The organism is Pseudomonas sp. PDM16 (genome assembly GCF_014851865.1).
Classification (GTDB): domain Bacteria; phylum Pseudomonadota; class Gammaproteobacteria; order Pseudomonadales; family Pseudomonadaceae; genus Aquipseudomonas.
Window position 1 is genome coordinate 172,637 of the sequence record NZ_JACVAM010000002.1, and the last position, 9,225, is coordinate 181,861.

11 protein-coding genes are annotated in these 9,225 nt (G+C 64.2%); 6 read left to right on the top strand and 5 right to left on the bottom strand.

Annotated features, from left to right (window positions below; translation table 11 throughout):
* The first annotated feature begins 41 nt into the window (after positions 1-41).
* The 6 genes from IB234_RS07240 to IB234_RS07265 all read left to right on the top strand — a co-directional run bounded on the left by IB234_RS07240 (position 42) and on the right by IB234_RS07265 (position 5,201).
* Complete coding sequence (locus tag IB234_RS07240; protein WP_192315972.1) at positions 42-917, top strand: acyl-CoA dehydrogenase; 876 nt, start codon at positions 42-44, stop codon at positions 915-917.
* A 66-nt stretch (positions 918-983) separates the two neighbouring features.
* On the top strand, positions 984-1,769 hold the full coding sequence (locus IB234_RS07245) for an MBL fold metallo-hydrolase (protein WP_192315973.1): 786 nt from the start codon (positions 984-986) through the stop codon (positions 1,767-1,769).
* Between the two features lie 158 nt (positions 1,770-1,927).
* Positions 1,928-3,037 carry a serine hydrolase domain-containing protein gene (locus IB234_RS07250; RefSeq protein ID WP_192315975.1) on the top strand — a complete coding sequence of 370 codons (1,110 nt, stop codon included), beginning with the start codon at positions 1,928-1,930 and terminating at the stop codon, positions 3,035-3,037.
* Positions 3,034-3,363 (top strand): amidase, encoded by a 330-nt coding sequence (locus IB234_RS07255; protein WP_192315977.1) that lies wholly within the window; start codon positions 3,034-3,036, stop codon positions 3,361-3,363. Before IB234_RS07250 ends, IB234_RS07255 begins: the two co-directional genes overlap by 4 nt.
* Positions 3,364-3,459: 96 nt before the next feature.
* A complete protein-coding gene (locus IB234_RS07260; RefSeq protein WP_192315979.1) occupies positions 3,460-4,047 on the top strand; it encodes a YceI family protein in 588 nt (195 codons plus the stop codon).
* Positions 4,044-5,201: a phospholipase D-like domain-containing protein gene (locus tag IB234_RS07265; protein ID WP_192315981.1), complete on the top strand. Its 1,158-nt coding sequence runs from the start codon at positions 4,044-4,046 to the stop codon at positions 5,199-5,201. Before IB234_RS07260 ends, IB234_RS07265 begins: the two co-directional genes overlap by 4 nt.
* Positions 5,202-5,204: 3 nt before the next feature.
* Here IB234_RS07265 and IB234_RS07270 read toward each other — a convergent pair whose 3' ends face one another.
* The 5 genes from IB234_RS07270 to napE are packed head-to-tail and all read right to left on the bottom strand — an operon-like array spanning position 5,205 to position 9,224.
* The gene (locus IB234_RS07270; RefSeq protein ID WP_192315983.1) at positions 5,205-5,801 is read right to left on the bottom strand and encodes a cytochrome c3 family protein; all 597 of its coding nucleotides are present in this window, start codon (positions 5,799-5,801) and stop codon (positions 5,205-5,207) included.
* A 7-nt stretch (positions 5,802-5,808) separates the two neighbouring features.
* A complete protein-coding gene (locus IB234_RS07275; protein ID WP_192315985.1) occupies positions 5,809-6,288 on the bottom strand; it encodes a nitrate reductase cytochrome c-type subunit in 480 nt (159 codons plus the stop codon).
* Positions 6,289-6,299: 11 nt separating this feature from the next.
* Positions 6,300-8,804: a nitrate reductase catalytic subunit NapA gene (napA, locus tag IB234_RS07280; RefSeq protein WP_192315987.1), complete on the bottom strand. Its 2,505-nt coding sequence runs from the start codon at positions 8,802-8,804 to the stop codon at positions 6,300-6,302.
* Positions 8,801-9,061 carry a chaperone NapD gene (locus IB234_RS07285; RefSeq protein WP_192315989.1) on the bottom strand — a complete coding sequence of 87 codons (261 nt, stop codon included), beginning with the start codon at positions 9,059-9,061 and terminating at the stop codon, positions 8,801-8,803. Before IB234_RS07285 ends, napA begins: the two co-directional genes overlap by 4 nt.
* A 13-nt stretch (positions 9,062-9,074) precedes the next feature.
* Positions 9,075-9,224: a periplasmic nitrate reductase, NapE protein gene (napE, locus tag IB234_RS07290; RefSeq protein WP_318651989.1), complete on the bottom strand. Its 150-nt coding sequence runs from the start codon at positions 9,222-9,224 to the stop codon at positions 9,075-9,077.
* Position 9,225: the final 1 nt, after the last annotated feature.

Sequence of the window (9,225 nt, forward strand, 5' to 3'; positions counted from 1 at the left end):
GTTGGGTGATGCTTGTGTGACAGACGACGAGGATTTTTGTGATGCCCTGGCAAACCCTGCTGGAAACCCGAGACCGCCTGAACGAGAGCAATCTGGAGGACTGGTACGCCGCGCTGACCGAGCGGGTCGATGATGGCGGCCCTTTCGCCCTGGCCGTGCTTGGCGGGCGCCTGGCGACCACGCCAGGCCGCGCCTTCCTCGCCGGTTACCAGGGCGCCTTGCGGGCGTTGTGGCCGGCGGCACCACGCACCCTTGGCGCACTGTGTGTGACGGAGAATCGCAGCACTCGCCCGGCAGACATGCAGACCCGCCTGAGTGGCCTGCACCTGTCCGGGCGCAAGGACTTCGTCACCGCCGCCGATGCCGCCGACTGGCTGCTGGTGGCGGCACGGGTGGATGAAGAGGGAGTACCGCGCCTGGCCGTAGGCGTAGTGCATACCGGTGCGCCGGGTTCGCGAATCGAGCCGCTACCGGCACTGCCGCTGATGCCGGACATCGGCCACGCACGCCTGCACCTGGAAAATACCCTGTGCGAGCTGCTGCCGGGAGACGGCTGGGACAGCTACGTCAAACCCTTCCGCAGTATCGAGGACCTGCACGTGCTGGCTGCGCTCGGCGCCTGGCTCTACGGTGTCGGTCAGGACAGCGACTGGCCGCGTGCGCTTAGCCTGCGTCTGCTGGGGCTGCTCGGCGGCTGCGCCGAGGTGGCGCGGCACAATGCCAGCGATCCGATCACCCATCTGCTGCTGGCCGGGCTGTTCGCTCAGTTCCAGGCGCTGCGCCCTGAGCTGGACGCTGCCATTGCCTCCGGGCCGCAGGAGTGGGCGGCGCTCTGGTCACGTGACTGCAACCTGCTGGAGGTAGCCCGAACGGCACGCGAGAAGCGTCTGGAGAAAGCCCTGGCAGCACTGGCTTGACTTGGATCAGTACGCCTCCAGGCCGCGTCGGATAAGGTTATCTCGCTTCTTCCCTGCGAGGTATACATGCGCCGCGAGCCCATAGTGCTGTTCGATAACGGTACTCACCAATGCCTGATGTTCGATGACCTGGTCAGCGGCGAAGGTGTGCAGTCCAACCAGTTCCTCATCGTCGACGGCGACCAGCAACTGCTGCTCGATCCGGGCGGCGATCTGACCTACACCCCGCTGTCGCTGGAGCTGTCCAAGCGTATTTCGGTGCAGGCGCTGACCTATATCTTCGCCTCTCACCAGGACCCGGACATCATCGCGTCGCTGGACAAGTGGCTGCTGCACACCCGTGCGCGAGTGATCTGCTCCAAGCTGTGGGCGCGCTTCCTGCCGCACCTCACCGCGAACTACCTTTCGCTGAGCCATGGCATCAACACCTATGATCGCATCATCGCGCTGCCGGATCGTGGTCAGGCCATTCCTCTGGGCAAGTGCAACCTCAAGGCGGTGCCTGCGCACTTCCTGCACTCGGTGGGCAACTTCCAGTTGTACGATCCGGTGAGCAAGATTCTCTTCTCCGGCGACATGGGCGCCTCGATGGTCGACGACGCCAGCCCGGTGCAGGACTTCGCCGCGCATGTGCCGAACATGGTCGGCTTCCACCGCCGCTACATGGCCAGCAACAAGGCCTGCCGCTTCTGGGTGCAGATGGTGCGCGAGATGGATGTGGCGATGATCGTGCCGCAACACGGTCGTCCCTTCGTTGGTGCGGAGATGATCAACGCATTTCTCTACTGGATCGAGAACCTGCAGTGCGGTCTCGATCTCATGACCCAGCAGGACTATCGGCTGCCCGACTGACCCAGCCCACTCTTCGGGAGCGCCTGCGTCTACACAGCAACAGATGCCGTTTGGCTGCCTGTCTGCCGATCACTCCCGCTATCTGGCGTGATCGGCGCTGTTTTCTGTCACCCTCGCCGTGCTAGCTTCGGCTCCTCCTTCATTTGCGAGCGAGCCCGATGCCCCTTGCCCTGTTGCGTCGTACCGCCCTGGCCGGCTGTCTGCTGGTTGCCGGTCCCCTGGCGGCGGAAACCTGGCCGTCCGAGGACTGGATCAGCCAGCCGGCTGCAGCCAGCCCGGCCATACAGGCGCTGGACGACTACGCGTTTCCCGCCAGGGACGATGTGGCCCGCGCGGGTGTGCGCAGCGATGCGCTGGTGGTGGTCAGGGACGGCGTGATTGTCTACGAGCGCTATGCCGGACCCACTACCGCGCAGACCCCTCACCTGACCTGGTCGATCAGCAAGAGTCTGTTTGCCAGCGTGCTCGGCGTGGCTTTCGGCGAGGGGCGCTTCAAGCTGGATGACGCAGTGGCCAAACACTACCCGCCGTTCGCCGCGCACCCCGATGTGAAGATGGGCCACCTGCTCAACTGGGCGTCCGGCCTGGACTGGCAAGAGGACTACGAGTACGCGCCACTGAAGTCCTCGGTGGTCGCGATGCTCTACACCCGTGGTCGCGGCGACATGGCCGCCTTCACTGCCGAGCACAGTCTGGGAGCGGTGCCGGGTACGCGCTTCCGCTATTCCAGTGGCGACAGCAACGTGCTTGGCGCCAGTCTGAAATCCATGGTCGGTGAACAGGCCTACGCCGGATACCCCTGGACCGCGCTGTTCGATCCGCTGGGCATTCGCTCGGCCGTGTGGGAGCGCGATGCCAGTGGCACCTTCGTGGCCTCGTCCTATGCGTACATGACTGCCCGCGACCTTGGGCGCGTCGGCCTGCTGATGCAGCGCGACGGGCGTTGGGGTGACAGGCAGGTGCTGCCAGCCGCCTGGGTGGCGTTCAACCGCACGCCATTCGCCAATTACCTGCCTAACCCGGACAAGCCGCACGACGCCGTGCCCGGTGGTCAGTGGTGGCTCAACGCGGCGCTGGAGGGCGTTCCCAAGCCCTGGCCGGATGTGCCGGATAGCGCCTTCGCTGCGCTGGGTCACTGGGGACAGGCGCTCTATGTATTGCCGGCGCAGAAGCTGGTGGTGGTGCGCTACGCCGACGACCGCGATGGCAGCTACAGCCATAACGAACTGCTCAAACGGGTACAGGCCGCCTTCGGAGACCAGCCATGATCAGGCGTCGCCCCTTTCTCTCGGTGTTCCTCCTGCTGCTGGCCGGCCTGGTGTTGCTGGCGTGGATCAATCGTGCCCATGTGGCGGCCTTCCCCGGAATCATCGGTGCATACTCGGCCAAGGAGTACTGCTCCTGCCGCTATGTCAGTGGCAATCCGGCCGCCTACTGCGAAGGCTACGTCAAGCAGTACCTGCCACTCAGTGCCTTCCATGACGACGAGCAGGGCAAACGGGTGACGGCGCGTGGCCTGGGCAGCAGCCAGACGGCGGCCTGGCTGGATGCGCGCCAGGGCTGTCAGTTGCAGGTCACGGCCGACCCGCTCTGAACAGAATCCGCATCGCCACGGCTTGTAACGGCTGGGGTTTGGCAAGGTCGCTCCGGGCCGCTATCGTTGCGCTCAGCCCGCAATGCAAGTGAGTCCATGGCCAAGCCCCTTTCTATCCTGACCGGCGCCGTTCTTACCGTCTGCCTGGCATTGCCGGTGCAGGCCGACTGGTACCTGGACAACGAGTCCTCGCGCCTGTCGTTCATTTCCACCAAGGCCGACAACCTCTCCGAGGTGCATCGATTCCTGACCTTGCACGGCAAGATCAACGACAAGGGCGCGGCCCGCCTGCGTGTCGAACTGGAGTCGGTGAGCACGGGCATCCCGGTACGCGACGAGCGACTGCGCAGCCTGCTGTTCGAGACCGGCAAGTTTCCCGATGCCCACATCATGGCCCAGCTCAACCTGGCGCCGATCACCGATCTCGCGCCTGGTGCCCAGCTGGAGCTGACTCTGCCGATTCAGGTGGAGATCCGTGGGCGCAAGCACGGCTACATGGCCGATCTACTGGCGACCCGCCTGGATGATCGGCGCTTCCAGGTAGTAACCATGGCACCGCTGGTGCTGCATGCCGAGCACTTCGGCCTGGAGGAGGGTGTGGAGGCCCTGCGCGCGGTAGCCAGGCTGTCCAGCATCAGCCTCTCGGTGCCGGTGGGTGCGGTGATGATCTTCACCTCGCGATGACCGGCGCCATCTTCCCCTGGAAATCCGGCAACCGCTTCGAACTGATGGTCGACGGGCCGGCGTTCATGCCGGCCATGCTCGCCGACATTGCCGCGGCCGAGCGTCAGGTACTGCTCGAGCTTTATCTGGTGGAGGATGGCCACTGCAGTGCCGCCCTGGTCGAGGCTCTGTGCATTGTTGCCGCCCGAGGGGTGCGGGTGCTGTGCCTGTTCGATGCGTTCGGTTGCCTGCGCTTCGGCGAGGGGCAGCGTCTGCGTCTGGCCGAGGCCGGCGTGCAGCTGCGCCAGTACAACCCATTGCGCTGGCGGCGCGGCGTCCGCAACTTCTACCGTGACCATCGCAAGCTGTTGGTGGTGGATGAGCGTTGTGCCTATGTCGGTGGCACCGGGGCCACGGACGAATTCTGGTCGCCACAGGCCCAGGACGAATGCTGGCACGAAGTGATGGTGCGTATCGAAGGGCCTCTGGTGGCGCACTGGCAATTGTTGTTCGATCACCAGTGGCTGGCTTGCGAGGGCCGTAACCCCTGGCGTCCCGGCCATGCGCCGGGGCTGGCCCATCTGCCTCCCTGTCCATCGGCCGGGCGGGGCATGGGGAGGGTGGCCTACGCTGACTCCAGCCAACACCTGGACATCGTCCAGTCGCTGCTGCGCAGCATCGGTCACGCCAAACAGAGGGTCTGGCTTGCCACTCCGTACTTCCTGCCCAGCCGCAAGGTACGCCGCTTTCTCATGCGCGCCGCTGCTCGTGGGGTAGAGGTTCGGCTACTACTGACCAGCCGCAACACCGACCATCCTCCGGTACGCTTCGCTGGCCAGCGCTATTACCCACGCCTGCTCAAGGCCGGGGTAAGGATCTTTGAATACCAGCCGCGTTTCCTGCATCTGAAGCTGGTACTGGTGGACGATTGGGTGAGCGTCGGTTCGTGTAACTTCGACCACTGGAACCTGCGCTTCAACCTGGAAGCCAATCTGGAGGCCCTCGACCCGCAGCTGACCACGGCAGCAGCCGAGAGCTTTCTCAACGACTTCGAGCTGAGCCGTGAGATCACCCTGGAAGACTGGCACCGCCGCCCGCTGTTCAAACGCTTCATGCAGCGCCTGTGGGGTTGGCTGGATCGAGTGGCGGTGAACCTGCTGGACCGGCGCCGCTGAGGTTCACCAGCCCGGCACGCCGTGCATGTCTGGCAACCTGTGGGCGATCCCCTTGTGGCAGTCGATGCACGTGGCCTGGCCATTGCCCAGTGCGGTCGAATGCATCTGCCTGGCCCGCGGGCTCTGCCGGGTGAAATCCATGAAGTCGAAGCCGTGGCAGTTGCGACACTCCAGCGAGTCATTGGCCTTGAGCCTGGCCCATTCATGCTCGGCCAGTTCGCGGCGTTTCTCGAGGAATTTGTCGCGTGTGTTGATGGTGCCGAAGATCTTCCCCCAGACCTCCTTGGAGGCCTGCATCTTGCGGGCGATCTTGTCCGTCCACTGATGGGGCACGTGGCAGTCCGGGCAGGTGGCGCGCACGCCCGAACGATTGCTGTAGTGGATGGTGTCCTTCAGCTCGACGTAGACGTTGCTCTCCATTTCATGACAGGAGATACAGAACTGCTCGGTGTTGGTGGCCTCCAGGGCGGTGTTGAAGCCACCCCAGAAAATGATCCCGGCGATGAACCCGCCAAGGGTGAGGAAGCCCAGGCTGTAATGCACGCTGGGTCTGCGCAGGATGTACCAATACTCGCTCAGCCATCTGAACAGGGCTTTCATGGGCACCTCACTGGTGGGACTGGCCGGCCCGCTGCACTTCGTCCTGCAGCAGCTTGTCGATGGTGCGGAAATCGTTTTCCACCAATGGCTTCACGTCCTGCTGCGGCACATGGCACTGGGTGCAGAAGTAGCGCCGTGGTGAGACGGCGGCCAGTGTCTGGCCATCCCGATCCATGTAGTGGGTAATGCTGATCATCGGCGCCTGGGTCTTGGCGCTGTTGCTGCGGCTGTGACAGGACAGACACTTGTTGCCGTTCTTGTCCACCTGGTAGTCGCGGATGGCGTGGGGGATGGTGGGTGGCTGCTCGGGATAGTTGCGCTCGCGCTTGATGTCCTTGTTTTCGTCGTTGCCCAGGGGCGGCGCGGGCAGCTCCTGGCTGATGGTGCCGCCGGGACGCCGACCATCGGGCGCTGGAGCATCAAGGGGGTAGTCGGCCGCCTGGACGAGACTCGCCAGGAAAACCAGCAGCAGGGGCAGGCTTCTCATGTTCGGGCTCCTCAGGCCAGGCTGACCAGTTCGATGCGCACCGCGCACTTCTTGTAGTCGGTCTGCTTGGAGATGGGATCGGTAGCGTCCAGGGTGACCTTGTTGATCAGCTTGTTGGCGTCGAAGAAGGGCACGAACACCAGGCCGCGTGGAGGCTTGTTGCGTCCGCGGGTTTCGATGCGCGCACGCATCTCGCCGCGCCGGCTGATCACCTTGACCTCGCTGCCGCGTCGCGCTTTGAGCTGCTTGGCGTCGTCCGGGTGCATGTACACCAGGGCGTCGGGTACCGCCCGATACAGCTCGTCCACACGCTGGGTCATGCTGCCGGTGTGCCAGTGCTCCAGTACCCGACCGGTGCTGAGCCAGAACGGGAAGTCGTTGTCCGGAGCCTCGGCCGGCGGCTCGTAGGGCAGGGCGAAGATGATCGCCTTCTTGTCCGGATAGCCATAGAACTGCACGCCGCTGCCCTTTTCGACATAAGGGTCGTGTCCTTCGCGATAGCGCCAGCGTGTTTCCTGACCGTCGACCACTGGCCAGCGCAGGCCGCGGGCTTCATGGTAGGCGTCGAAGGGTGCCAGGTCGTGGCCATGGCCGCGGCCGAAGGCGGCGTATTCCTCGAACAGACCCTTCTGCAGGTAGAAGCCGAAGGCGCTAGCCTCGTCGTTGGCGTAACCCTCGGCCATCTCGCTGGAAGGAAACTGGTCGACCTGGCCGTTCTTGAACAGCACATCGAACAGCGTCTTGCCCTTGAGCTGCGGAGCCTTGGCCAGCAGCTCCGCCGGCCATACCTCGTCCGTGGTGAAGTGCTTGGCGAACTCGACCAGTTGCCACAGGTCGGACCTGGCTTCGCCCGGCGCCTTGACCAACTGGTGCCAGAACTGGGTCCGGCGCTCGGCGTTGCCGTAGGCACCTTCCTTCTCCACCCACATGGCGCTGGGCAGGATCAGGTCTGCCGCCTGGGCGGAGACGGTGGGGTAGACGTCGGAGACGATGACGAATGCCTCCGGGTTGCGCCAGCCGGGAAGGACCTCCTGCATGATGTTCGGGCCAGCCTGCATGTTGTTGCTGACCTGGGTCCAGTACACCTTGAGCACGCCGTCCTTGAGCATGCGGCTCTGCTGTACCGCGTGGAAACCGGGTTTCTCCTGGATGGTGCCCGCAGGCAGCTTCCAGATCTTCTCGGCGGTCGCGCGGTGCTTGGGATTGGCCACCAGCAGGTCCGCCGGCAGGCGGTGGGAGAAGGTGCCGACCTCGCGCGCGGTGCCGCAGGCCGAGGGCTGGCCGGTCAGGGAAAACGGGCTGTTGCCCGGTTCGCTGATCTTCCCGGTGAGCAGGTGGATGTTGTAGATCAGGTTGTTGGCCCACACCCCTCGGGTGTGCTGGTTGAAGCCCATCGTCCAGAATGAAACGACCTTGCGTTTCGGGTCGGCATAGAGTTCCGCCAGGGCCTTCAGGCGCTCGGCCGGTACGCCGGATTCCTCGGCGGCACGCTCCAGGTTGTAGGGTTTGACGAAGGCGGCGAACTGCTCGAAGGAGATGTCGCTCCAGGTATTGGCGTTGGCCGCGTTCTTCGCCTTCTGCTCCTGCGGATCGGTGGGGCGCAGGCCATAGCCGATGTCGTCGGCGCCCTTGGCGAATTTCGTGTGGCGGTTGATGAAGTCGCGGTTCACCGCTCCGGACTGGATGATGTGGTTGGCGATGTAGTTGAGGATGATCAGGTCGGTCTGCGGCTTGAACACCATCGGGATGTCGGCCAGGTCGAAGCTGCGGTGCTCGAAGGTGGAGAGCACGGCGACCTTGACGTGGGACTGGCTCAGGCGCCGGTCGGTAACGCGTGACCAGAGAATCGGGTGCATCTCCGCCATATTCGAGCCCCACAGCACGAAGCTGTCGGTGGCCTCGATGTCGTCGTAGCAGCCCATGGGCTCGTCCATGCCGAAGCTGCGCATGAAGCCCATCACCGCCGAAGCCATGCAGTGGCGGGCGTTGGGGTCGATATTGTTGCTGCGCAGGCCTGCTTTCATCAGCTTGTTGGCGGCGTAGCCTTCCCAGATCGTCCATTGGCCCGAGCCGAACATGCCAACAGACTCGGGGCCGTGGGCCTTGAGCGCCTCTTTGGTCTTCTCGGCCATGATGGCGAAGGCCTGTTCCCAGCTGATTGGCTGGAACTCGCCCTGCTTGTTGTACTGGCCATTCTTCATCCGCAGCAGCGGCTGGGTCAGACGGTCGACGCCATACATGATCTTCGACAGGAAGTAGCCTTTCACGCAGTTCAGGCCGCGATTGACCTCTGCTTTGATGTCGCCATGGGTGGCGACGACCCGCCCATCTCTGGTGGCCACCATCACGCCGCAGCCGGTGCCGCAGAAGCGGCAGGGCGCCTTGTTCCATTCCAGGGCGGTGAGATCGGCATCGGTGAGCAGGTTGCTCGCGGTACTCACAAACGGCAGGCCGGCGGCGGCCGCCGCTATGGCGGCGGCCTGGGCCTTGGCGAATTCGCGACGAGTCAGTTTCATCGGGCTTCTCCTGAGGCGTCGAGGAGTTCGTGGTAGATCAGCGCGGCGCCCAGTACTCCTGGGAGCTGCTGGATGGTGTGCAGGCGCTCGAGGATCGCACCTTCATCGCGCGCTTCGAGCACGACCACCTGTTTGCCGGCGTCGCTGCTCTGGTGCAGCTCGAGATCGGGCAGGCGAGCCAGGTTGGCGCGCACGGCGTCCAGCTGTTCTGGATGGCAGTGCACCACCAAGCTGGCGATGTGGAGGGTTTCGTCCATGACCGACACCCTGCTAGCCCGGAGGCCCCGGTGGCCCGGTGAATATCTGGATGATCCAGACCAGGAAGCCGTAGCCCCCGACGATGGCCACTGACAAGATGGGGAACAGGAATACCACCAGGAACAGAAACAGCCTGGTTTCCTTGGCTTTTTGCACGGTCATG

Excerpts from the sequence above, each read along its gene's own strand:
- IB234_RS07260 (WP_192315979.1), top strand. The coding sequence starts at position 3,460 with ATGGCCAAGCCCCTTTCTATCCTGACCGGCGCCGTTCTTACCGTCTGC.
- IB234_RS07245 (WP_192315973.1), top strand. The coding sequence starts at position 984 with ATGCGCCGCGAGCCCATAGTGCTGTTCGATAACGGTACTCACCAATGC.
- IB234_RS07265 (WP_192315981.1), top strand. The coding sequence starts at position 4,044 with ATGACCGGCGCCATCTTCCCCTGGAAATCCGGCAACCGCTTCGAACTG.
- napA (WP_192315987.1), bottom strand. The coding sequence starts at position 8,804 with ATGAAACTGACTCGTCGCGAATTCGCCAAGGCCCAGGCCGCCGCCATA.
- IB234_RS07255 (WP_192315977.1), top strand. The coding sequence starts at position 3,034 with ATGATCAGGCGTCGCCCCTTTCTCTCGGTGTTCCTCCTGCTGCTGGCC.
- IB234_RS07240 (WP_192315972.1), top strand. The coding sequence starts at position 42 with ATGCCCTGGCAAACCCTGCTGGAAACCCGAGACCGCCTGAACGAGAGC.
- IB234_RS07285 (WP_192315989.1), bottom strand. The coding sequence starts at position 9,061 with ATGGACGAAACCCTCCACATCGCCAGCTTGGTGGTGCACTGCCATCCA.
- IB234_RS07250 (WP_192315975.1), top strand. The coding sequence starts at position 1,928 with ATGCCCCTTGCCCTGTTGCGTCGTACCGCCCTGGCCGGCTGTCTGCTG.
- IB234_RS07275 (WP_192315985.1), bottom strand. The coding sequence starts at position 6,288 with ATGAGAAGCCTGCCCCTGCTGCTGGTTTTCCTGGCGAGTCTCGTCCAG.
- napE (WP_318651989.1), bottom strand. The coding sequence starts at position 9,224 with ATGACCGTGCAAAAAGCCAAGGAAACCAGGCTGTTTCTGTTCCTGGTG.
- IB234_RS07270 (WP_192315983.1), bottom strand. The coding sequence starts at position 5,801 with ATGAAAGCCCTGTTCAGATGGCTGAGCGAGTATTGGTACATCCTGCGC.